The following is a 22745-nucleotide window of genomic DNA, read 5'->3' on the forward strand; positions in this document are numbered from 1 at the left end:
CGGCCTTCGCCGGGGCGGACCGGACTGGAGATAGAATGAGCATCCTCGTCGACAAGAACACCAAGGTCATCACCCAGGGCATGACCGGCGAAACCGGCAGCTTCCACACCAAGATGGCGCTGGAATACGGCACGCAGATGGTCGGCGGCGTCACGCCCGGCAAGGGCGGTACGACCCACCTCGACCTCCCCGTCTACAACACCGTCGCCGAAGCCAAGGCGATGACCGGCGCGACCGCGTCGGTCATCTACGTGCCGCCTCCCTTCGCCGCCGATTCGATCCTCGAGGCGATCGACGCCGAGATCGAGCTGATCGTCGCGATCACCGAGGGCATTCCCGTCCTCGACATGGTCAAGGTCAAGCGCGCGCTGTCGGGCTCCAAGTCGCGCCTCATCGGCCCGAACTGCCCCGGCGTGCTGACCCCCGGCGAGTGCAAGATCGGCATCATGCCCGGCTCGATCTTCAAGAAGGGTTCGGTCGGCGTTGTCAGCCGTTCAGGCACGCTCACCTATGAGGCGGTGTTCCAGACGTCGAACGCAGGCCTTGGTCAGACGACCGCGGTCGGCATCGGTGGCGATCCGGTCAACGGCACGAACTTCATCGACGTGCTCGAGCTCTTCCTCGCCGACGACGAAACCCAGTCGATCATCATGATCGGCGAAATCGGCGGCGACGCCGAGGAGCAGGCGGCGCAGTTCCTCCGCGACGAAGCCAAGCGCGGTCGGTCGAAGCCGATGGCAGGCTTCATCGCCGGCCGTACGGCGCCTCCGGGCCGCCGCATGGGCCATGCCGGCGCGATCGTGTCGGGCGGCAAGGGCGACGCGGAGAGCAAGATCGCGGCGATGGAAGCTGCCGGGATCCGCGTTTCGGAAAGCCCCAGCCTGCTCGGCGAGACGCTGCTGAGCGTGTTGAAGGGTTGAGCTGACTACCCCTCTCCCGTTCGGGGAGAGGGAAGGAGCTGCCTTTTGGCAGCGGAAGGGTGAGGGCACGTGACCGCCCGTGCCCTCACCCTCCCACCCGCAAGTGCGGGCGGGCCCCTCCTTCTCCCCCGCGGGGAGAGGGACACTGAGGACGAGAACGATGGGCTACGAAGGCCAGGATTTCAGCGATATCGCAGCCGGCGTCAGCCCGGCGTTCGTGGAGACGCTCTACGCCAAGTTCAACGCGGACCCGGCCTCGGTCGAATCCGGTTGGCGCGCGTTCTTCGAAGGTCTCGAAGGTTCCGCGCAGGGCCCGAGCTGGGAGAGTGCCCGCTGGCCGCTCACCACCACGGATGACCTGACCGCAGCGCTCGATCCGACCCAGATGGAGCCCGCGCCCAAGCCGTCGAAGGGTGGCAAGCCGGCGCCCGCCGCAGCGGCTCCCGCCCCCGTCTCCAAGGAAGAGATCGCCAAGGCCGCTGCCGACGCGATCCGCGCGCAGTTGCTCGTTCGCACCTACCGGGTCCGTGGCCATCTCGCTGCAAACCTCGATCCGCTCGGCCTTTCGAAGCGCGAGATGCCTGAGGATCTGAAGACCGAATATCATGGCTTCTCCGATGGCGACATCGACCGGAAGGTCTATCTCGGCGGCACGATGGGCTTCGAATGGGTCTCGATCCGCGAGCTCGTCGACACGTTGCGCAAGAATTATTGCGGCAATGTCGGCCTCGAATACATGCACATCTCCGACGTCGAGGAGCGCCGCTTCCTCCAGGAGCGCATGGAGGGCCAGGACAAGGCGATCGAATTCTCCATCGACGGCAAGAAGGCGATCCTCACCAAGGTGATCGAGGCCGAGCAGTGGGAGAAGTTCCTCGGCAAGAAGTATGTCGGCACGAAGCGCTTCGGGCTCGACGGCGGTGAATCGATGATCCCCGCGCTTGAGAGCGTGATCAAGTATGGCGGCCAGATGGGCGTGCGCGAGCTCGTCATCGGCATGGCGCATCGTGGTCGTCTCAACGTGCTGGCGAACGTGATGGCCAAGCCGTTGCGCGTCATCTTCCACGAATTCGCTGGCGGTTCGGCCAACCCTGACGACATCGGCGGTTCGGGCGACGTGAAGTATCACCTCGGCACCAGCACCGATCGCGAGTTCGACGGCCACAAGGTTCACATGAGCCTCGTCGCCAACCCGTCGCATCTCGAGGCCGCCGACCCCGTCGTGCTCGGCAAGACGCGCGCGATCCAGACGCTCAACAATGACCTCAAGGACCATGTTGCTAGCTTGCCCGTGCTGATCCACGGCGACGCGGCGTTCGCGGGGCAGGGGATCGTCTGGGAGTGCCTCGGCTTCTCCGGCATCCGCGGCTACAACACCGGCGGCTGCGTCCACTTCATCATCAACAACCAGGTTGGCTTCACGACCTCGCCGCAGTTCGCGCGCTCGTCGCCCTACCCGTCGGACGTCGCCAAGGGCGTCCAGGCGCCGGTCTTCCACGTCAACGGCGACGATCCCGAGGCAGTCACCTTCGCGACCAAGATGGCGATGGAATTCCGCCAGAAGTTCCACCGCGACATCGTCATCGACATGTGGTGCTATCGCCGCTTCGGCCACAATGAGGGCGACGAGCCGTCCTTCACGCAGCCGCTGATGTACGACATCATCCGCAAGCACCCCGGCGTCTCGTCGGTGTACGGCGATCGCCTGATCAAGGAAGGCGTGATCGACCAGCCCTGGATCGACGAGAACGTGAAGCAGTTCACGCTCCGCCTCGAAGGTGAGTTCGAAGCCGGGTCGTCGTACAAGCCCAACAAGGCCGACTGGTTCGGCGGTCGCTGGACCGGCCTCAGCGCGCCCACCGATGGCGCGTCGGCACGCCGCAACGTCGAGACGGGTCTCAGCACGAAGCTGTTCGACTCGCTCGGCCGCACGCTGACGACGATCCCGGACAGCGTGAAGATCCACAAGACGCTCAACCGCGTGATCGATGCCAAGCGCGAGATGTTCAAGTCGGGCAAGGGCTTCGACTGGGCGACCGGCGAAGCACTCGCATTCGGCGGCCTGCTCTCGGAAGGGTACGGCGTCCGCCTGTCCGGCCAGGATTCGGGTCGCGGCACCTTCTCGCAGCGCCACGCCGTCTGGGTCGACCAGACCGACGAGCACAAGTACGTGCCGTTGCAGGAGATCGAGCACGGTCGCTTCGAAGTGCTCGACAGCCCGCTCAGCGAATACGGCGTGCTCGGGTTCGAGTACGGCTACGCGCTCGCCGACCCGAAGACGCTCGTCCTCTGGGAGGCGCAGTTCGGCGATTTCGTCAACGGCGCGCAGATCATGATCGATCAGTTCATCACGTCGGGCGAGTCGAAGTGGCTCCGCGCCAACGGCCTCGTGATGCTGCTCCCGCACGGCTATGAAGGGCAGGGGCCTGAGCACAGCTCGGCACGTCCCGAGCGCTTCCTCCAGTCATGCGCGGACGACAACATCCAGGTCGCCAACTGCACCAGCCCGGCGAACTATTTCCACCTGCTCCGCCGGCAGATGCACCGCAACTTCCGCAAGCCGCTGATCGTGATGACGCCGAAGTCGTTGCTCCGGCACAAACTGGCGGTCTCGAACGCGGAGGATTTCCAGGGCGACAGCCACTTCCGCCGTCTGTTGTCGGATACCAATCCGGCCGCCGACGTCGATACGAAGCGTCTGGTCCTGTGCACCGGCAAGGTCGCGTACGACCTGATCGAGGCGCGCGATGCGGCGGGCGACACCGACACGCAGATCGTCCGCGTCGAACAGCTCTATCCCTTCCCCGGCAACCCGATCGCCGAGCGCGTCGCACGGATGCCGAACCTGGAAGAGATCGTCTGGGCGCAGGAAGAGCCGAAGAACAACGGCTACTGGTTCTTCGTCGAGCCGCTGATCGAGGAAGCGCTGGCAACGGTCGACTCCCGCGTGAAGCGCGCGCGCTATGCCGGGCGCAACGCCTCGGCATCGCCCGCGACCGGCCTGATGAAGCGTCACCAGGCCGAACAGGGCGCGCTCGTCGCCGACGCGCTCGGCCACTCCGTCCGCGACGAAATCCGCCGCACCCGCGCAAACTAAGTTTTTCTACCACCCCGGCGTAGGCCGGGGCCCCGTCGGGATGGTAGATGTAATTGAGCGAAACGCCGGCCACTCAGCGTTTCGTAACTGGACCCCGGCCTACGCCGGGGTGGAGGAAACGAGAAAATGGCAACCGAAGTCACCGTCCCCGTCCTGGGTGAATCGATCACCGAAGCCACCCTCGGCGAGTGGCTGAAGCAGCCCGGCGACCCCGTCGCGGTAGACGAGCCGATCGCCAGCCTCGAGACCGACAAGGTCTCGGTCGAGGTCCCGTCGCCGGTCGCCGGCGTCATGGGCCAGCACGCGGTCGCCGTCGGCGACACCGTGCAGGTCGGCGCGATGCTCGCCACGATCGACTCCGGTGACGGCGCCGCCGCTGCGCCCGCCCCCGCTACCGCAAAGGCGCCAGAGCCCGCCGCGACCGCAACGCCGTCCGCCCCCGCCAAGGACGAGTCCGGTGCAGGCTACGGCGACCAGCCCGGCGCCGGCACCAGCGACTCGCCCGCCGCGCTCTCCCCGTCGGTCCGCCGCGCGGTCCTCGAGCACGGCGTCGACCCCGGCACCGTCAAGGGCACCGGCCGCGACGGTCGCATCACCAAGGAAGACGTGACCGCCGCCGCATCGAGCAAGCCAGCGCCTGCTCCCGCCGCAGCGCCCGCACCGGCAGCAGCCCCCGCCGCCGCATCGGGTCGTGGCGAAGAGCGCGTCCGCATGACGCGCCTCCGCCAGACGATCGCCAAGCGCCTCAAGGAAGCGCAGAACACCGCCGCCATGCTGACGACGTTCAACGACGTCGACATGACCGCGGTGATCGAGGCGCGTGCCAAGTACAAGGACCTGTTCGAGAAGAAGCACGGCGTCCGCCTCGGCTTCATGGGCTTCTTCGTGAAGGCCGCGACGATGGCGCTGTGCGACATCCCGTCGGTCAACGCGTCGATCGACGGCGACGACATCGTCTATCACGATTACGCCGACATCTCGGTCGCGGTCTCGTCGCCGGGCGGCCTTGTCGTTCCCGTGATCCGCGATGCCGACCAGATGTCGGTCGCGACGATCGAGAAGACGATCGGCGACTTCGGCAAGCGCGCCAAGGAAGGCGCGCTCAAGATGGACGAGATGAAGGGCGGCACCTTCACGATCTCGAACGGCGGCGTGTTCGGTTCGCTGATGTCGACCCCGATCATCAACCCGCCGCAGTCCGCCGTGCTCGGCCTCCACCGCATCGAGGAGCGCCCGGTCGTCGTCAACGGCCAGATCGTCATCCGCCCGATGATGTACCTCGCGCTCAGCTACGACCACCGCCTGATCGACGGCCGCGAAGCCGTGACGTTCCTGGTGGCGCTCAAAAATGCTATCGAGGATCCGACCCGTATCCTGATCGACCTGTGAGGTAGCGATGAACTGGCGCGACCATATCCATTCGGACCCCGAAATCCTGGGCGGCAAGCCCGTGGTTAAGGGTACGCGGATATCGGTCGAGCTGATCCTCGAATATTTCGAAGACGGTGCGAGCATCACCGATGTTCTCGCCGCCTTCGACCATATCACCGAGGAAGACGTCCGTGCAGCGATTGCGTTCGCGCGAGACCTGCTGGTCGACTCGACGGTCGCGGCGCAGCGCAAAGCGGCCTGACGGGTGCATCTGCTCGCCGACGAAAACCAGCATCCGGTTGTCGTCGCGCGGTTGCGAAGTGCGGGTCACGCCGTCGAATGGATCCGGGAAACATCGCGCGGCGCCAAGGACCCGGAGATACTGGCCCGCAACGATATCGCGGCGCTCATCTTGGTCACGGACGACCGCGACTTCGGCGACCTGATCTTCAACCGTGGTTACCCTGCGCCCCGCGCGATACTATATAATCGACTGAACCGCGTGCATCCGGATGCCATCGCCGACCGCCTGATCGCAGTGTTGGCCGGTGGGGGCTTCGAAGGGCACATCACAACGATAACCAAGGACGGCGAACGCAGTAAGCCGTTCCCCGCTGGAGCATAACATGGCTGACTACGACTATGACGTCCTCGTGATCGGTGCGGGCCCCGGCGGTTACGTCGCGGCGATCCGTGCCGCGCAGCTCGGCCTGCGCACCGCCTGTGCCGAGTCCCGCGAGACGCTCGGCGGCACCTGCCTCAACGTCGGCTGCATCCCGTCGAAGGCGCTGCTGCACGCCTCCGAGATCTACGAGGAGGCCAAGGGCGGCCACATGACGAAGTTCGGCATCGACTTTCAGGGCGTCACCCTGAACCTCGACCAGATGCACGCCGAGAAGGCCAAGGCCGTCAAGGAACTCACCGGCGGCGTCGAATTCCTGTTCAAGAAGAACAAGGTGACCTGGCTCAAGGGCAAGGCCGCGTTCCAGGACGCACACACGGTTGACGTCGCGGGCCAGAAGGTCACCGCGAAGAACATCGTCATCGCCACCGGTTCGTCGGTCATGCCGCTCCCCGGCGTCGAAGTCGACCAGACGACCGTCGTCGACAGCACCGGCGCTCTCGCACTGCCGAAGGTCCCCGAGCATATGGTCGTCATCGGCGGCGGCGTGATCGGTCTCGAACTCGGCAGCGTCTGGCGTCGTCTCGGCGCGAAGGTCACGGTCGTCGAGTTCGTCGACCAGATCCTCCCCGGCTTCGACGGTGAAGTCCGCCGCGAGACCGCCAAGCTCTTCAAGAAGCAGGGCATGGAGCTCAAGCTCTCGACCAAGGTCACCGGCGTGACCGTCGCCGACGGCGTCGCGACCGTTACCGTAGAGCCCGCCGCGGGTGGCGTGTCCGAGACGCTGACCGCGGACGCGGTGCTCGTCTCGATCGGGCGCAAGGCCAACGTCGACGGCCTCAACCTCGAAGCTATCGGCCTCGAACTCAACAAGCGCGGCCAGATCGAAACCGACCACAGCTTCCGCACCAAGGTCGACGGCGTCTGGGCGATCGGCGACTGCATTCCCGGCCTGATGCTCGCGCACAAGGCCGAGGACGAAGGCGTCGCGGTCGCGGAAAACATTGCCGGCCAGACCGGCATCGTCAACGAGGACGTCATCCCGAGCGTCGTCTACACGATGCCCGAGATCGCCGGCGTCGGCCTCACCGAAGAGGCGGCGAAGGAAAAAACCGAGATCAAGGTCGGCAAGTTCCCGTTCGCCGCGAACAGCCGCGCCAAGACCAACCGCGACACCGACGGCTTCGTGAAGATCATCGCCGACGCCAAGACCGACCGCGTCCTCGGCGTCTGGATCGTCTCGAGCCTCGCCGGCACGCTGATCGCCGAAGCCGCCATCGCGATGGAATTCGGCGCGACTAGCGAAGACATCGCCTACACGTGTCACGCGCATCCGACGCACGCCGAGGCCATTAAAGAGGCGGCGATGGCGGTACAGGGCAAGCCGATACACATCTGAGTACGACCGCGCGAAGGCCGTAGCGCAAGCTAAGGCCGAGCATCTGGCGGTCGGACCGGCCGGCGCGGCGAAAAGCCGCGTCCGACGACAGGGGCTTTGCCCCTGTCCGGCCAAGCAGGGCTTCGCATCTGCGAGTGAAGAAAGATCGAGAGGGCGTCGGTGGCAATCCACCGGCGCCCTCTCTGCGTTTGCGGGGAGAGCGGCGAACGGCTTAAATCGAGTGGATAAGGGCAAAGGGTGGGGATCGGACTGTGGGGAAGCGATACTATTGCATGCCCTTCTGAAAGCCCGTCCGACCACCCCTATCCGTCATCCCGGCGAAGGCCGGGACCCACGGTTACTGTGGACCCGGCGGTATCGTGCTGTCATCGCCCGCCCCGCGACCATGGGTCCCGGCGTCCGCCGGGATGACGGGGGGAGGGGTAGCGCGCTGTAGAATGGCAGCGCGAACCGCAAGAAGCTCACGATCCGCAACTTCTATGGCGGCATCACGCACTCTAAGCCGCAAGCGCCGCATCTTTCTTAAACCCGTCCAACCACCCCCTATCCGTCATCCTGGCGAACGCTGGGATCCACGGTTAAGGCGGACCCGGCGATACCGCGCCATCATTACCCATTCCGTGACCATGGGTCTCGGCGTCCGCCGGGATGACGGGGGGAGGGGGTAACGCGCTATAAAATGGCAGCGCGAACCACGGGAAGGTCACGATCCGCAACGTCTATGGCGGCATCACGTACTCCAGGCCGCAAGCGCTGCACGCTTCTCAAACCCACCCAACCCGCACCCCATCCGTCATCCCGGCGAACGCCGGGACCCACGGTTGCGGCGGACCCCGCGATATCGCACCAGCATGACCCATTCCGCGACCAAGGGTCCCGGCGTCCGCCGGGATAACGCGGGAAGGGGAACGCAATAACCGAGCGCGATCAGAGTGGCGCGCAACGCGTGGCGGGGCCGTTCGAGCCGAAGCACCCAAAACCCAACAAAAAGCAAATTTCCGTCCCAACGCACCAACCGGAACCAATCCTTAGCAAAGCCAACCTATCAGCCCGCGTAACGAACGAACAAGCAGGTCTCCGTGGCGCTCGATCTCTCTACTCTCTACGTCGTCGCAGGCCTCGGCATGCTGGTCGCCGGGTTCATCCACCTCATCCCCCTCGCGACTGGTCGGTTCGGATCATGGGCAGGCTTATGGGGCGCCGGCCACCTGATCGCGGGTTGCGGCGCGCTGATGGCGGTGCTGAACGATCGGATCGGTCTCCCCTGGGCGCCCAGCATCGGCAATCCCGCGGTGGTGATGGGCTATGCGCTGATCGCCGGCGCGGCGGTGAAATTCGACCGCCCGGACGCGCGCCTGAGGTCGCTGCTGGCGATCGCCGCGGTCCTGGGCCTGCCCTTGTGGTTCAGCCACGACCCGGCGCATTTCCACATTCGCGTCGCCTATCTCAGCGTCATCCGCGCCGGGTTCGACCTCGTCGTGGTCGTCGTCGCCGTCCGTTTCGCGCGGCGTGACTCGCTCCAGACCGGCTGGATCGTCGCCGCGCTGTTCGCGGTCACCGTACCGATGTTCCTCGGCCGCGCCTGGCTGGCGTACGGCGACCAGATCGGCACGCAGCTGACCGGGCGCCACGACGGTCTCGGCGCGTGGCTCGCGGCCGGCCAGATCGCCTTCATCATCTTCCGCGCGTTCTCGCTGCTGATCCTCCAGGCCGAGCGCGGCCAGAACCTGCTGCTCGATCAGATGGAGCGCGACTGGCTCACCGGCGCGTTCAACCGCGCCGGCCTCGATCGCATCGTGCGGACGTTCGCGGGCTGCCATGCGCCGCGTACGCTGACGGTGATGATGCTCGATCTCGATCGCTTCAAGACGCTCAACGACACGTTCGGCCACGCCGCCGGCGACGCCGCGCTCCGCACCTTCGCGGAGATCGCCCACGAGGCCCTCGGCCGGCAAGGCCATCTGGTCCGTTGGGGCGGCGACGAATTCGTCTGCGTGCTACCCGACGTCCCGACAACGCAGGCCCGCGCGATCGGCACCAGCATCGCGACACGGTTCGCGCAGACCATGGCGCCGCGCATGGCGACGCATGGCACGCTCGGGGTCAGCTTCGGCATCGTCGAAGGCGAGCCCCAGACGCCGATCGTCGACCTCATCGCCGACGCAGACCGCGCGATGTACCGCGCGAAGAGCGACCGCCGCCAACCTGCCGTCTGCATTCCTCCCGTCTATATCCCGGACGTCTACCTCCCCGACGTCTACACCAAGGCCGCCTGAGCCCCGGGGCAGAACCGCAACGCCACGCGCGGCGTCGCGGTCCCGCACGATCAAGCGGTCGGCGGGTCCTTCTTCCCGGTCGGCTTGCCGAACCCGACGAACAACCGCTCCAGTCCTACCGTCACCGAGTCCAGCACCTTGGTGAACTCGGGCGGCAACGCTGTCTTCTCGCTCCGCGGCGGCTCCGGCGTATCCCCGGCGAACGGACCATTGCCCTGCGGCTTGGCCGTCTCTGCCGCCACGTCCGGCTCCACCTTCGACGCACCAGGCTCAGCCTGTTGCGAGGGTGCGGCAGGCGAGGGCGGGGCAGGGGGCGTCGGCGGGGTCGGCGGCGTCGGCCGCGCATTAGCCTTCGCGTCGTGCTTCGAGATCGCCGTCGCCGCGGCCATCAGCCCGGCCGCGATCATCTGCCGCCCGACCGGCGTTCCCATCTGCCGTGCGATCGTCGCGGCGATCCCGGCGAACGGCGCCCCACCCGCATGCTTGCCGCCCGCCTGCTTTCCACCGTCGTGCTTGTGGTCGGCATGCTTGCCATCGTCATGCTTGTGGCGCTTGTGCCCGCCGCCGTCCGGCTCACCCTCGTGATGCCCGCCCGCGCGCATTTCGATCTCCACCTCGCGTTCGCGCCGCTTACGCTCGTCCTTCTTCTTGCCCATGTCGTCCTCTGTGCCGTTCGCAATGTGTACGACAAAGATAATACACCGATTTAGGATCGCAAGCCCGATGGCGCCCGTCCTCCGGTCGCCACCGGAGCGCGCTTACTTGCCGGACCAGGTCCCCGGCAGTCGCCACATCACCTTGCGCGAAGTATGGCTGATCATCGGCTTGCCGTCTAAGCCGAGCGCCGGGCTGTAGCGCCCCCGTGCGACGATCGCGTGGCACGCCGCCTTGTCGAGCTCGACCTCGCCGCTCGACACCACGGTTCGGCAATCGGCGACATGGCCATCCAGACCAATCGTCCACAGGATCGTCGTCGTGCCCTGCGCGCCCTTGCTGACGATCGACATTGGGTAGTCGCTGGTCGAGATCCAGTCTCCCGGAGAGCGTTTAGGCTCGGCGGCTTGCGCGATCCGCGATCGCTCGGTCGGATCGAGCCCCCACAGCTTGACCGTCGAATCGTTGCATTTGGCCAACGCCTCGAACGCCGCCTTCGCATTGGGCAGGGTAAAGCTCCATCCGCGCATCTTCTCGGGCGCGACCCGCAGCACCGCGTCGGGAGGAAGAGCCTCGAACAGCGCGGCGTCGACGGGCATCTGCGTCATCCGCTTCCCCGACGCCTGCGTCGGAAAGCTTTCGTAACGCCCCTCGTGCGTTTCGCCGCCAGCGACGCTGACCTTTGCCTGGCCCATTCGCATCGCCGCGCTACTGTCGTTGGTATAGACCATCAGGTCGAGCGACGACCCGAGCGGCACTTGGCGCAGCGCAAGGACCGTCTCCGCCTTGCCGGTACCATAGGTGCGGCCGAGCATGCAGGCGGTCGCGCCATAGTCGACGTTCCACTTGCCCACCGGCGTCAACGGCGCGGTCGCGGCGGGCTCGGCCAGCGCTGCGGCGGTGGCCAGCGCCATCATCAGCGGCATCGAAAATCAGTCCTCATCGCATTATCCCCTGCACGCCGTACCTCCCGCCGGTTGTCATCAATACCCACGGGCTTGCAAGCCGGATGTGCGCTCGCATGACGACCGTCACGCAATCGATCGTCGCGGATGAACTGGCACCCGGCCTCATGCATTCCTATCTCTCCCACTAGTCTCCCGATCAGAACAGAAGTAGAACCAGCCTCATGCTGACCAAGATTTCCGTACGCGGCGCGCGCGAGCACAACCTCAAGGACGTCGACATCGACATCCCCCGCGACACGCTCACGGTGATCACCGGCCTCTCGGGCTCGGGCAAGTCGAGCCTCGCCTTTGACACGATCTACGCCGAGGGCCAGCGCCGCTACGTCGAGAGCCTGTCCGCCTACGCCCGCCAGTTCCTCGAACTGATGCAGAAGCCCGACGTCGACCATATCGAGGGCCTCTCGCCCGCGATCTCGATCGAGCAGAAGACGACGTCACGCAACCCGCGCTCGACCGTCGCCACCGTCACCGAGATCTACGACTATATGCGCCTGCTCTGGGCGCGCGTCGGCATCCCGTACTCGCCTGCCACCGGCGAACCGATCGCCGCGCAGACCGTCAGCCAAATGGTCGACCGCGTCATGGCGCTCCCCGAAGGCACCCGCCTGTACCTGCTCGCCCCGGTAGTCCGCGGCCGCAAAGGCGAGTACCGCAAGGAACTCGCCGAGTGGCAGAAGGCGGGCTTCGCGCGCGTCCGTATCGACGGCACGATCCACGACATCGACGAAGCCCCCGCGCTCGACAAGAAGTACAAGCACGACATCGAAGTCGTCGTCGACCGCCTCGTCGTCGGCGGCGAGATCGCCACGCGTCTGGCCGAGAGCTTCGAAACCGCACTGAAACTCGCCGACGGCCTCGCCTATGTCGACCCCGCCGACCCGGTCGAGCCACACACGCCCAAGTCCGAAATCCTCGGCAACAACGCCCCAGACGGCCGCATCGTGTTCAGCGAGAAGTTCGCCTGCCCGGTCAGCGGCTTCACCATCTCCGAGATCGAGCCGCGCCTGTTCTCGTTCAACGCACCCCAAGGCGCGTGCCCGGCCTGCGACGGCCTCGGCGAAAAGCTGCTGTTCGACGAAGACCTCGTCGTCCCCAACCACATGCTCAGCATCAAGAAGGGCGCGGTCGTCCCGTGGGCGAAATCCAACCCCCCATCGCCCTATTACATGCAGGTCCTCGGCAGCCTTGCGCGCGAGTTCAAGTTCGACATCGAGACGCCCTGGTCGGACCTCCCGCCGGAGGTCCAGAGCACCATCCTGCACGGCTCGAAGGGCAAGCCCGTCACGCTCACCTTCATCGACGGCAAGAAGAAATACGACGTCAGCAAGCCGTTCGAGGGCGTCATCGGCAACCTCAACCGCCGCATGCTCCAGACCGACTCCGCCTGGATGCGCGAGGAACTGAGCAAGTACCAGTCCGCCGCCCCCTGCGAAGTCTGCGGCGGCGCGCGCCTGAAACCAGAGGCGCTCGCGGTCAAGATCGCGATGAAGGACATCTCCTACGCCACGCATCTCTCGGTGGTCGACGCGCTCCAGTTCTTCACCGACATGCCGCAGCACCTCGGCGACCAGCAGAACGCGATCGCCGAACGCATCCTCAAGGAGATCGTCGAGCGCCTGGGCTTCCTCAACAACGTCGGCCTCGACTACCTCAACCTCGACCGCACCAGCGGCACGCTCAGCGGCGGCGAAAGCCAGCGCATCCGCCTCGCGTCGCAGATCGGCAGCGGCCTGTCGGGCGTGCTCTACGTCCTCGACGAGCCCTCGATCGGCCTGCACCAGCGCGACAACGACATGCTCCTCAAGACGCTCCGCCGTCTGCGCGATCTCGGCAATACCGTGCTCGTCGTCGAGCATGACGAGGACGCGATCCGCACCGCCGACTACATCATCGACATGGGCCCGGGCGCCGGCGTCCGCGGCGGCCAGGTCGTAGCCCAAGGCACGCTGAAGCAGATCCTCAAGTCGAAGGGCAGCATCACCGCCGACTATCTCAACGGCACGCGCGAGGTGCCGGTCCCAACCACGCGTCGGAAAGGCAACGGCAAGAAGCTCACCGTCCACAACGCGGTCGCCAACAACCTGCGCGGCGTCACCGCCAGCCTCCCGCTCGGCACCTTCACCTGCATCACCGGCGTCTCCGGCTCGGGCAAGTCGAGCTTCACGATCGACACGCTCTACGCCGCCGCCGCACGCGAGCTGAACGGCGCGCGCATCGTCCAGGGCAAGCACGACAAGATCACCGGCCTCCAGTATCTCGACAAGGTCATCGACATCGATCAGTCGCCGATCGGCCGCACCCCGCGCAGCAACCCCGCCACCTACACCGGCAGCTTCACGCAGATCCGCGACTGGTTCGCCGGCCTGCCGGAATCACAGGCGCGCGGCTACAAGCCCGGCCGCTTCAGCTTCAACGTCAAGGGCGGCCGCTGCGAGGCGTGCCAGGGCGACGGCGTGCTCAAGATCGAGATGCACTTCCTCCCCGACGTCTACGTCACCTGCGACGTCTGCCACGGCGCGCGCTACAATCGCGAGACGCTCGAGGTGAAGTTCAAGGGCCATTCGATCGCCGACGTGCTCGACATGACGGTCGAGGACGCCGCCGAGTTCTTCAAGGCGGTCCCCCCGATCCGCGACAAGATGGCGATGCTGGTCGAGGTCGGCCTCGGCTACGTCAAGGTCGGCCAGCAGGCGACGACGCTCTCGGGCGGCGAAGCGCAGCGCGTCAAGCTCGCCAAGGAACTCTCGCGCCGCGCCACCGGCAACACGCTCTACATCCTCGACGAACCCACCACCGGGCTCCACTTCGAGGACGTGCGCAAACTGCTCGAAGTCCTCCACGCGCTGGTCGAGCAAGGCAACACGGTCGTCGTGATCGAACACAATCTCGACGTCATAAAGACCGCCGACTGGGTCCTCGACCTGGGGCCAGAGGGCGGCGTCAAGGGCGGCGAGATCGTCGCCGAAGGCACGCCGGAGAAGGTGGCGAAGGCCAAGGGTAGCTTTACGGGGAAGTATCTGGCGCCGTTGCTGCAGAAGAGAGGTACCTCCTCTTAGGACTCGATCCTCTTCGGGTCGGCATAAACATTTAGCGCTTTGAAAAGCATCGGATGGATCGCGAATTTGGATTCGTGATCTACCCGGTTAATGTCTAGAGTTGGTTCGTTTTTATAACTCCATTCGAACCGACTATTTTTTGCTATCTTAACGCCAATTGCGCCTATCACATACATTGTTTGCAGGAATCCGTCCCGAACCCATGAAGATGTTGCATGCCCACCTGCGAGAGCATTGCACTCACGCGAAAAGGCAAGTGTTTCCGTGTCTTCACCGTAACTCAAAAGACCTATGCAAAAGTCATCGATTATTGAATTGTTAAGATCAGTGACCATAAATCTTGCATCGAGATTTTTGAGAAAGCCGATTGCGGGCTCTAGGGCACCGTAGACTTCTCGCCATTCGTCAGCCAGATACGTAAGCCTCTTTGAAGAATAGGTCGTTTCTGCATCACGGATAACTCGAGAAGTTATCTGTGTTTGACCGGGCGCTTGTTCCAAGCACTGGTTCACAAAAGCTATAAGATCGCGTGGACGATCTAATGTTCGTTCTAAAATGTACGACAGTGCATCATCATCGCCAACTTTTCGTGAAAAAACATCATATATCTCAATTTCTTTGCCCGTGTACTGATCTTTAAAGCTAAAATTTAGTCTCTTGGTGAGTAGCGATAAAAGGTCATCACGTGACCATCTCAGCCGCAAAAAGAGGTCCTCATATTTTTCAATCTGAAAGCCTGATGATGCTGTGTACTTGAGAACGGTCTGAAGTAGATCTGCCCGAAGACTAATTATAATTTTTACGTTACGAAGTCGCCTAAATTTCTTAATTGTTTCAATTAGCGCCCTAATAAGTTTGAACCTAATTTGATCATGAGACCAGTCCTTATCGAGGTCATCTATAACTATATAATACCTTTGCTGGTCATCGGCAAATATATCTGTAGCTAGCAACTCGATTACGTCGTTCAGTCTCTGTATCTGGACTTGGTCAACGACCTTTTGAGCTTTGTGAATGACTTCGGTAGTTACGGAAATTCGTTCGGCAGTCTCTGCCGCACTCTTTCCTTTTATGCTTGCTAGATAGGCCTTTACGTCGATGCCAGACTCGTCCTGTAGCTTTTTCTCGATTCCTTGAACGACTTCTCGGACTCGCGTTTCGGTGTCAGACCAAAATGAATCACCGAACTCGAAAAGATATTCGAGTGCTTGTTTCTTCTTTGGGTTGGACTTGAACCTTTCCAAGAGTCCATCGATCCAGCTCTTGCTTGTCTTCTCGTCATAAAACTGCTTTTTGGCTTTTATAACCTCAACTACTAAGACATGCCGCCACAGTAATTGGTAAAAAACGTCCAACTTAATGTTTAGATTTTCAAAGAATGGAATAATATCAGAATTGCTGATGAAATTTAAAGAAAGTGCCTCGGGATCTATTTTAATAACATTTTGCTGGGAGTTCTCGATTTCCCAAATAAGTGCGCTCTTACCGCTGCCTGTCCTGCCAAGGATAATGCATCGTGGATCATCCATCGATTTTGCAGCATTCGCATTGGCTGTAGATACGAAACAATTTTCCAAATAGATCATGTCGTCTTCTGCTGAGACGTTTCCGACCTTCATTCCGGGTCTGAGAACAACAGGCAAAAAGGCCTCCCTAATCAGGTAACATTTGTACGGGAAAGTGCGGCGGCGCGATGTTCCCGTCAAGTCAGCAGTCTCTAAAGCCCCGCCGCCGTCCGCAACGCAGCATTGATCCGCCCCTGCCACCCCGGCCCGCCCTCGCGAAACTTCGCCAGTACATCCGGATCGAGCCGCAAGGTCACCTGCTGCTTGGCGCGGTCGCGCAGCGGCGGGCGGCCCTTCACGACGCCGTTCGGCCCCAGATAGCCCGTCGCCGGCCGCATCACCTTCCCGCCGATCGCCAACTCGGCATGTTCGAACATCTCGTCCGTCCACTCCGGCGCGTCGTCGTTCGGATCAAGCGAGGTAGCGTTTAAATCGCGTGCGTTCTCGGGCATTGGCCTTCCTCATCGATATGACGCGCCGGCCGTCTTCGGCGTCGACCCATATTACCACGACCATGCGATCTTCGAGCATGCCGATCGTCGAATATCGCCGCTCGGGATACGCGACGCGGTCATCCTCGAACTCGAACACCGTCCCCGCAAACACCTTGCCCGCATCGGCGAAATCGAGCCCTCGCTCCGCCAGCGTCCAAGCGCGCTTTACCGGGTCGAAGCTGATCTCCACATCCGACCCGTTATGTAACTACAACAATGCCACCGTCAATCAGAGCATAGCGTGTCATCACACTCAGCAAGGGTAATCGTATCGGTAACGGATGCATCTCGGTCGCCAGCGGAAAGCGGAACCCCTGCCACCGACCGTCCGTTTCCGAGGCTGCATCAAAGGACATTCCCATGACCAAGCCTCACCCGCACAAGCCCGCCCCCAGCTCCAAGCCAAACGCCAAGACGTTCGGCATCAACGCGCTGTCGATCGGGGCCGCGGCGATCGGTCTTGGGGGTGCGTTGCTGGCGGTGTTCCTGCGCTCGAAGGCCAACCCCGCCGAGCATGCCGCGCCCGATCTCGCGCTCGACAAGCCCCGCCCGGGTGCGACCGATCGCGCGCCGGACGCCTTCCGCCCCGATCCCACCGCGGTCCCCACCAAGGCCGAGCGCGAGTCGCTCCGCCCCGCCACCGGCCCGGCCCCGTCGTTCGCCGCGGATCGCGGTTCGACGCTCGGCTGACGCGCCTTCCTGATCCTCCCCCGCAAGGGGGAGGTGGCTGGCGCTTGCTAGGCGGAGGGGGAGGGGGCGACGACCTTCGTTCCGTGTCCTCCCCATCCGTCACCTGCGGTGCCACCTCCCCCTGGCGGGGGAGGATAAGAAAGGCCCGGCCGTCGAAGCTGATCCCGACGCCGTCACCCTCGCTTCGTCACCCCGGACTGGTTCCGGGGTCCACGGTCCCCCGAACGCGATAGCGGCGGCCGTGCGGAACGGTGGATACCGGAACAAGTCCGGTATGACGCGGGGAGGGGGGGCGCCACGCCAGTCGGTCACGCCCCTCCGCCACGCCCACGTTGCCGACGCCAGCCGCCATCCCCCTTCCGTCATCCTGACGAAAGTCAGGACCCAGAGCCTAAAGCGCCATACCCCGTAACCCTGGGTCCTGACTTTCGTCAGGATGACGAGGGGGGCGTCCGGACGCGCATCCACCCCATAAAACCGCTGTCCTACACACCCCGATCCGGCATACCTGATCGGTCCTCTCCGCAACGAGGATCGATTATGGCGAACGCACCCACCCCGGCCGACCCGCCCCCGTGCTACATCGCAACGCGCGCGATCCCCGCACCCCGGCCACGCTACGAACCCCCGATCCCCGACCATCTCCCCGACGCGGTCCGCAACGTCATGGCCTGGCAAGCGCATGTGGACGCCGGCCGGATCGGCAACCGCATCCCCGTATCCCCCGAGATCGCCGCCAACCGCGACCGCTGGACCGCGCTCGCCCGGACCATGCGCAAGTGACCGCCGATCTCCAGGACCAAGGTGTCGACGCGCCGCCCATCGACTCCTTCACGCGGCAACATCGCCAGCGCATCGACGGCTGGTCCCCCGAGCGCCAGCGCGGCTTTCTCGAACGCATCGCCGAGGGTGCCACCGTCGACGAGGCGACCGCCAGCGTCGGCCTGTCGCCACGCGCCGCGTACAGCCTGCGCCGCCGCGCAGCGGGCGCGGCGTTCGCGCTCGGCTGGGACGCCGCCAAGCTCGTCGCGCGACCGATCGTCGCCGAGGCGCTGTTCTGTCGCGCGATGGTCGGCCAGATCGAGCGCCTCACGAAGGCCGACGGCGACGTGATCGAACGCCACCGCTTCGACAACCGCCTCGCCATGTCGCTGCTCGCCCGGCTCGATCGCCATGCCGAGGAGAGCGAGACCACCAACGCCGCCGCCCGCCTGATCGCGACCGAGTTCGACGCGTTCCTCGACCTCGTCGAGCGCGATGCAGGCCCGGCGCGCGCCGGTCTGTTCCTCGGCGAACGCGTCCGATCGTCCGACGCAGGGGAGGGGATGGCGCCGATCGTCGCGCTCGCCCGCGCAGACCGCTGGCTTCGCAGCAACGCCGGCCTCGCGTCGGAGATCGACGTCGCCGATCTCGATCCCGCCGCCCGCGCAGGCTGGACGGCCGAGCAATGGGCGCGCGCGGAGGCCGCCGGGCTGCTCAGTCTAGCCCCCGAACCCGTCGCCAAACCCGCGCCCCCGAAACCTGCTCCAGCGTCTGCACTTTCTGCACTTCCGGCGGTCGAGCCCGACGGACCCGACGGCGAATGCCCGGTTTGGTGGGACGACGTCACCTGTGCCTGGCGCACCCGCTTCCCACCGCCGAGCGACTATGACGAAGAGGACGGCAGCAATTTCGGCGACGACGATTACAGCCGCGACTGTTCCGAGGAGGAGGTGATCATCCTCGATGCGCCGCGCGACCGCGAGACCGCCGAGCGGGTTGTCGTCGAGGGCGCGGACCGCGACAGCTGGTTCATCGGCTATGCGGTGGACTGCGGGCTGATCGGCGATGAAGAGGTCGACGCGGTGGCCCCCACCGATGCGGCGCGCGTCGCGGCGCTCGCCGATATGTTCGATCCGGAACGCCCGAGCGAACCCGACCCCGAATTCGAACCCCGTGACGATGCTTCGCCCAGCGCCGGCCCCGGCCAGTCGCGCGACGCGGCCGATCTGGCGCCGGCGCTTGCGGACCCTGCACCCAAATCCGCCACCGGGCGTTCTCCCGCCATACGCCTCATCAACGGAGACCCCCCATGAGCATCTTCAGCAAGATCAAGTCCGCCATCTTCGGTGAGCACGGCCCGCTCGGCAGCGGCCATTTCGGTACGCCCAAGGCCGACGCACCGGCTCCAGCGCCCACGCCGCAGACTACCGCCGCCCAGCCAGCACCGACCCCTGCCGCGCCGGCTCCGCAGGCCGCGCCCGCCGCGCCCGCCCAGCCGGTCGACGTCGAGGCCGTGCTGTCGGGCATCGCTTCGAAGAAGGGTTCCGACCTCAACTGGCGCACCTCGATCGTCGACCTGATGAAGCTGCTCGATCTCGATTCGAGCCTCGACAACCGCAAGGAACTCGCCACCGAGCTCGGCTATACCGGCGCGAAGGACGGCAGCGCCGAGATGAACATGTGGCTGATCAAGGCCGTGATGCGCGAGCTTGAGAAGAACGGCGGCACTGTGCCCGCCAACCTCAAGGACTGATGTGGGATAGGCGCCGGCAACCAAACCCCGGCGCCGATCATTACGCTCTCGATATCCACGAAAAGGACACGACATGCGCGTTGCGATGCTGGGCCTGCTGGCCGCCTCCACCCTGGTCGCCGGTTGCGTCGGCGACGGCGGCAGTCGCTACGGCGCCGACCCGCGCTATCGGTCCTACGACTATAATCGGCCGGACCCGGCGTACAACGGCTACGATGCCGGCCGCTATTACCGCGACGACCGCCGCTATCGCGAGCGCCGCCTGTCGCAGAACGAGCGCGTCTATCGCGGTAACGACGGCCGGTATTATTGCCGCCGCAACGACGGCACCACCGGGCTGATCGTCGGCGGAGTCGCGGGCGGCGTACTCGGCAACGTCATCGCACCGGGTGGTTCGGGTCTGCTCGGCACCGTGCTCGGGGCAGCCGGCGGCGCGCTGGCCGGGCGTGCCATCGACCGCAACAGCAACGAGACGCGTTGCCGCTAAGCCGCTCGACCGGCACCGAAATATCGGTGCCGGTCGTCGCGCAGTATTGCTGCTTAGGGATGGCGGCACGAAAATATTAGTTGTGTAAATCGACGTGTTTCTTGAGCCATTTTATCGGCAAGATTTGCATTTCCGGCGATCTTGGCCCATATGGTGCTCAGCTACAGTCGCATATCGACGGTTCTTGGCGCTTTGCGGCACCTTTCTCCTTCTTTCCCTGCTCCGCGGCACGGGCCGCCCGAACGTCGGGTTGCCCCATACTAAGAAGGAGCCATCTCATGGCTATCACCGGAACCGTAAAATTCTTCAACGCCGACAAGGGCTATGGCTTCATCGCGCCGGATGGCGGCGGCAACGATGCATTCGTGCACATCACCGCGGTTGAGCGCGCCGGCATGCCGACGCTGAACCAGAACCAGCGCGTCACCTACGAGCTCGAGCCCGACAAGCGTGGCAAGCAGTCGGCCGTGAACCTCCAGCCAGCCGATTGATCACGCTGGCGGATTACGGTCCGCCAACCCGATCTCGGTTGCGATGCGGCGGCTATCATGGCCGCCGCATCACCCCTTTGAAATTTCCCGCAGGAGCGCACCAGCATGGCCGATAATCCAGAATTTTACCGGGCCCGCGCTGATGAAGAGCGTCGCAACGGCGATGCCGCCCTCCTCGACAATGTCCGCGACCGCTGCCGCCGCGCCGAAAAGGCCTGGGACGAAATGGCCTCGCGCGCCGAGCGCACCCAGGTCCTCCGCGCCGCGCGCGAAGCAGCCCCTCCGGGCGGCGAGCGCATGAACATGATGAACGTGATGGTCGCCGCCGAATAGGCGCACCCGCGATCACCGCGATGCGATCGACAAGTGAAAACAGCCCGGGCGCAACCAGCGCCCGGGCTTTTCTTTATCAGAAGGCGGCCGCCTAGGGCCGGTTAAGTCCGCAGACCCTCGATCCCGTCGCATCGAACCCTCGCGTACGCTTGAGAACCGCCTGCACCCGCAATTCGGCGAAATCGACGTTACTGGATTGGGCAAGTTCAGCCCGGAAACCAGTCCGTGATGGCCAACCTTTGGGACCGTCCTGTGCCCAGGCGGTGGAAGTCGTGCGGCTCTAGGCGTCGATGCCTGGAACTGATCGACAATCAGTTTGAACCACCAATCCGCTCTTTCGCGCGTTATGCCGGCCCCTTCGGCTTTAATCAGGAGAGCCTACTTTCAGCATCGGCGATGCCGCCAGATCGGTAGAATTTGGCCCGCGAAACGGTGTGCCCTGGAACCCGTCGCTGATCATACTTTGAAGCAAATAGTCGTCATTCCCGCGCAGGCGGGAACCCATGATGGCAAACCTCGCGATGTGATCGCCGACGCGTGAGCATATGGGTCCCCGCCTCCGCGGGGATGACGATGGTTAGATGGCGATGGGTATAACCACGGAACATTGCCGAGCGACGGAGCAATCGTGGCACTGCCGCACCCCAACACACTGAATGTCGATCGGTCCTATTTCAACGGCTTCCCCGAGTCCTTCCAGCGATCCAGGATCTGCGATTCGGGCGGCAGCATGTCGCCGGCCACCGGCGCGGGTGGAGGGGTGGCGGACTTCATCGACATCGCGCCCCGCTGAACCGACGCCATCGAGACAGCGGCAACACTCGGAGTCGGAACGGCATCCGCCGCGGCGATGCCTGCCGCGATCATCGCCGGCGTGGGCGGAGCGATCGGTGCCAGTGGCGTGTGCGGTCCCGGCACGGGCTCGCCGCCGCCATAATGCTGGCTGAACGCGGCCGATGTTCCCCAATACCCCTTCCATCGGTGGAAGAAATGCGCGCCGACGACATCGGTCATCACCATGCCGCGGTTCCACGCCGGGGTCACCGCATAGGTATGATAATGCGTCGCCAGCCCGACCGGTGCGTAGACATAGCCGGACAGCGCCATGCCCGCGGTCCGCGCCGCACGCATCCACGCCGCGCGATTGGGAATGCGCGCCATCGCGCCATCGCACGCGAAGCTGAACTGGCAGCCGGCATGTTCGGACCCTTGATACACCACCCCGCACACGGTCGCGGGAAACGCCGGATGACGCGTGCGATTGAGGATCACCTGCGCGACGGCCTGCTGGCCGGCATCAGGTTCCGATGCCGCTTCATAATAGATCGCAGCGGTCAGGCACTGCACCGCGCGGCCACGATCTATGGCCGAGATACCGGTCGTCGAGAACGGCCGGGCGGGGACGATACCGACGTCGATCGCCGTACCGGCAGGGATGGGCAGGTCGGGAAGGTCGATCGTTCCGGTCACGCCGGCAGCGGGCGCCGCGGTTTCCTGCTTGTCCGACACCATTGGCAAAGCGGTATCGCCCGGCAAGGTCGGGGCACCCGTGCGATCGGACGTTACCGCGCCGTGGCGCGCGATGGCGCGCAGTGCGGCCTGCGCGGATATCCCGGCACCGATCACCAACAGCACCGCAACCATGCCCAACCAGATGCGGCGCATCAGCCGAAATGTTCGCATCTGAACCCGCAACCGACTTACCTCGCCTTTGCCCGAACGCCGCGGGACAATCGGAGCATAGCCGATTATGCCGCCGCGAACTGTTCCGTATTTACCGTGCGTCCCGTCTCGGGACGCACGGCGT

Annotated in this window: 21 protein-coding genes; 15 read left to right on the plus strand and 6 right to left on the minus strand. The window is 64.5% G+C overall.

Annotated features, from left to right (window positions below; genetic code table 11):
• Nucleotides 1-35: 35 nt before the first annotated feature.
• The 7 genes from sucD (at nt 36) to C8J43_RS15365 (ending at nt 9685) form a co-directional block, all read left to right on the plus strand.
• Nucleotides 36-920: a succinate--CoA ligase subunit alpha gene (gene sucD / locus C8J43_RS15335; RefSeq protein WP_132896083.1), complete on the plus strand. Its 885-nt coding sequence runs from the start codon at nt 36-38 to the stop codon at nt 918-920.
• Nucleotides 921-1080: 160 nt separating this feature from the next.
• Nucleotides 1081-4017, plus strand: coding sequence for a 2-oxoglutarate dehydrogenase E1 component (locus tag C8J43_RS15340; protein WP_133031659.1), 2937 nt, complete (start codon nt 1081-1083; stop codon nt 4015-4017).
• A gap of 126 nt (nt 4018-4143) precedes the next feature.
• Nucleotides 4144-5406, plus strand: a complete 1263-nt coding sequence (gene odhB, locus C8J43_RS15345) for a 2-oxoglutarate dehydrogenase complex dihydrolipoyllysine-residue succinyltransferase (RefSeq protein ID WP_133031660.1) — start codon at nt 4144-4146, stop codon at nt 5404-5406.
• 7 nt (nt 5407-5413) lie between these two features.
• Nucleotides 5414-5650, plus strand: coding sequence for a DUF433 domain-containing protein (locus C8J43_RS15350; RefSeq protein WP_056060652.1), 237 nt, complete (start codon nt 5414-5416; stop codon nt 5648-5650).
• A gap of 3 nt (nt 5651-5653) precedes the next feature.
• The gene (locus C8J43_RS15355; protein ID WP_133031661.1) at nt 5654-6013 is read left to right on the plus strand and encodes a DUF5615 family PIN-like protein; all 360 of its coding nucleotides are present in this window, start codon (nt 5654-5656) and stop codon (nt 6011-6013) included.
• A gap of 1 nt (nt 6014) precedes the next feature.
• Nucleotides 6015-7409, plus strand: a complete 1395-nt coding sequence (lpdA, locus tag C8J43_RS15360) for a dihydrolipoyl dehydrogenase (protein ID WP_133031662.1) — start codon at nt 6015-6017, stop codon at nt 7407-7409.
• A gap of 1079 nt (nt 7410-8488) precedes the next feature.
• A complete protein-coding gene (locus C8J43_RS15365; protein WP_133031663.1) occupies nt 8489-9685 on the plus strand; it encodes a GGDEF domain-containing protein in 1197 nt (398 codons plus the stop codon).
• Between the two features lie 50 nt (nt 9686-9735).
• Here C8J43_RS15365 and C8J43_RS15370 read toward each other — a convergent pair whose 3' ends face one another.
• Nucleotides 9736-10341, minus strand: a complete 606-nt coding sequence (locus C8J43_RS15370) for a hypothetical protein (protein WP_133031664.1) — start codon at nt 10339-10341, stop codon at nt 9736-9738.
• A gap of 102 nt (nt 10342-10443) precedes the next feature.
• Nucleotides 10444-11265: an energy transducer TonB gene (locus tag C8J43_RS15375; protein WP_133031665.1), complete on the minus strand. Its 822-nt coding sequence runs from the start codon at nt 11263-11265 to the stop codon at nt 10444-10446.
• 203 nt (nt 11266-11468) lie between these two features.
• Here C8J43_RS15375 and uvrA point away from each other — a divergent pair, with 203 nt between their 5' ends.
• Entirely contained in the window at nt 11469-14363 is a 2895-nt protein-coding gene (gene uvrA, locus C8J43_RS15380) for an excinuclease ABC subunit UvrA (RefSeq protein ID WP_133031666.1), read from the plus strand.
• On the opposite strand, the gene C8J43_RS15385 is transcribed toward uvrA, so the two are convergent.
• Genes C8J43_RS15385 through C8J43_RS15395 form a run of 3 tightly spaced genes read right to left on the minus strand, consistent with a single transcriptional unit; the run spans nt 14360 to nt 16612 of the window.
• Nucleotides 14360-16129 carry a DNA repair ATPase gene (locus C8J43_RS15385; protein ID WP_165899644.1) on the minus strand — a complete coding sequence of 590 codons (1770 nt, stop codon included), beginning with the start codon at nt 16127-16129 and terminating at the stop codon, nt 14360-14362. The genes uvrA and C8J43_RS15385 overlap by 4 nt on opposite strands.
• A complete protein-coding gene (locus tag C8J43_RS15390) occupies nt 16081-16380 on the minus strand; it encodes a BrnA antitoxin family protein (RefSeq protein WP_133031668.1) in 300 nt (99 codons plus the stop codon). Before C8J43_RS15390 ends, C8J43_RS15385 begins: the two co-directional genes overlap by 49 nt.
• Nucleotides 16340-16612 carry a BrnT family toxin gene (locus C8J43_RS15395; RefSeq protein WP_133031669.1) on the minus strand — a complete coding sequence of 91 codons (273 nt, stop codon included), beginning with the start codon at nt 16610-16612 and terminating at the stop codon, nt 16340-16342. Before C8J43_RS15395 ends, C8J43_RS15390 begins: the two co-directional genes overlap by 41 nt.
• A gap of 170 nt (nt 16613-16782) precedes the next feature.
• Between C8J43_RS15395 and C8J43_RS15400 the strand changes: the two genes are divergently transcribed.
• The 7 genes from C8J43_RS15400 (at nt 16783) to C8J43_RS15430 (ending at nt 20938) form a co-directional block, all read left to right on the plus strand.
• A complete protein-coding gene (locus tag C8J43_RS15400) occupies nt 16783-17112 on the plus strand; it encodes a hypothetical protein (RefSeq protein ID WP_133031670.1) in 330 nt (109 codons plus the stop codon).
• A gap of 540 nt (nt 17113-17652) precedes the next feature.
• Nucleotides 17653-17895, plus strand: coding sequence for a hypothetical protein (locus C8J43_RS15405; protein ID WP_133031671.1), 243 nt, complete (start codon nt 17653-17655; stop codon nt 17893-17895).
• Entirely contained in the window at nt 17892-19187 is a 1296-nt protein-coding gene (locus tag C8J43_RS15410; RefSeq protein WP_133031672.1) for a hypothetical protein, read from the plus strand. Before C8J43_RS15405 ends, C8J43_RS15410 begins: the two co-directional genes overlap by 4 nt.
• The gene (locus tag C8J43_RS15415; RefSeq protein WP_133031673.1) at nt 19184-19627 is read left to right on the plus strand and encodes a DUF3597 domain-containing protein; all 444 of its coding nucleotides are present in this window, start codon (nt 19184-19186) and stop codon (nt 19625-19627) included. The genes C8J43_RS15410 and C8J43_RS15415 overlap by 4 nt, the downstream gene beginning before the upstream one ends.
• Nucleotides 19628-19700: 73 nt before the next feature.
• The gene (locus tag C8J43_RS15420) at nt 19701-20114 is read left to right on the plus strand and encodes a glycine zipper 2TM domain-containing protein (protein ID WP_183128697.1); all 414 of its coding nucleotides are present in this window, start codon (nt 19701-19703) and stop codon (nt 20112-20114) included.
• Between the two features lie 278 nt (nt 20115-20392).
• Nucleotides 20393-20605, plus strand: a complete 213-nt coding sequence (locus tag C8J43_RS15425; protein WP_031394996.1) for a cold-shock protein — start codon at nt 20393-20395, stop codon at nt 20603-20605.
• Between the two features lie 105 nt (nt 20606-20710).
• Nucleotides 20711-20938: a hypothetical protein gene (locus C8J43_RS15430; RefSeq protein ID WP_056047490.1), complete on the plus strand. Its 228-nt coding sequence runs from the start codon at nt 20711-20713 to the stop codon at nt 20936-20938.
• A 669-nt stretch (nt 20939-21607) separates the two neighbouring features.
• On the opposite strand, the gene C8J43_RS15435 is transcribed toward C8J43_RS15430, so the two are convergent.
• Complete coding sequence (locus C8J43_RS15435; protein ID WP_133031674.1) at nt 21608-22603, minus strand: cell wall hydrolase; 996 nt, start codon at nt 22601-22603, stop codon at nt 21608-21610.
• Nucleotides 22604-22745: the final 142 nt, after the last annotated feature.

The sequence above is a fragment of the Sphingomonas sp. PP-CE-1G-424 genome, assembly GCF_004341085.1.
GTDB lineage: Bacteria > Pseudomonadota > Alphaproteobacteria > Sphingomonadales > Sphingomonadaceae > Sphingomonas.

Coding starts and splice junctions, on each gene's coding strand:
- sucD (WP_132896083.1), top strand. CDS start 36: ATGAGCATCCTCGTCGACAAGAACACCAAGGTCATCACCCAGGGCATG.
- C8J43_RS15340 (WP_133031659.1), top strand. CDS start 1,081: ATGGGCTACGAAGGCCAGGATTTCAGCGATATCGCAGCCGGCGTCAGC.
- odhB (WP_133031660.1), top strand. CDS start 4,144: ATGGCAACCGAAGTCACCGTCCCCGTCCTGGGTGAATCGATCACCGAA.
- C8J43_RS15350 (WP_056060652.1), top strand. CDS start 5,414: ATGAACTGGCGCGACCATATCCATTCGGACCCCGAAATCCTGGGCGGC.
- lpdA (WP_133031662.1), top strand. CDS start 6,015: ATGGCTGACTACGACTATGACGTCCTCGTGATCGGTGCGGGCCCCGGC.
- C8J43_RS15370 (WP_133031664.1), bottom strand. CDS start 10,341: ATGGGCAAGAAGAAGGACGAGCGTAAGCGGCGCGAACGCGAGGTGGAG.
- C8J43_RS15375 (WP_133031665.1), bottom strand. CDS start 11,265: ATGCCGCTGATGATGGCGCTGGCCACCGCCGCAGCGCTGGCCGAGCCC.
- uvrA (WP_133031666.1), top strand. CDS start 11,469: ATGCTGACCAAGATTTCCGTACGCGGCGCGCGCGAGCACAACCTCAAG.
- C8J43_RS15390 (WP_133031668.1), bottom strand. CDS start 16,380: ATGCCCGAGAACGCACGCGATTTAAACGCTACCTCGCTTGATCCGAAC.
- C8J43_RS15400 (WP_133031670.1), top strand. CDS start 16,783: ATGACCAAGCCTCACCCGCACAAGCCCGCCCCCAGCTCCAAGCCAAAC.
- C8J43_RS15405 (WP_133031671.1), top strand. CDS start 17,653: ATGGCGAACGCACCCACCCCGGCCGACCCGCCCCCGTGCTACATCGCA.
- C8J43_RS15415 (WP_133031673.1), top strand. CDS start 19,184: ATGAGCATCTTCAGCAAGATCAAGTCCGCCATCTTCGGTGAGCACGGC.
- C8J43_RS15420 (WP_183128697.1), top strand. CDS start 19,701: ATGCGCGTTGCGATGCTGGGCCTGCTGGCCGCCTCCACCCTGGTCGCC.
- C8J43_RS15425 (WP_031394996.1), top strand. CDS start 20,393: ATGGCTATCACCGGAACCGTAAAATTCTTCAACGCCGACAAGGGCTAT.
- C8J43_RS15430 (WP_056047490.1), top strand. CDS start 20,711: ATGGCCGATAATCCAGAATTTTACCGGGCCCGCGCTGATGAAGAGCGT.
- C8J43_RS15435 (WP_133031674.1), bottom strand. CDS start 22,603: ATGCGCCGCATCTGGTTGGGCATGGTTGCGGTGCTGTTGGTGATCGGT.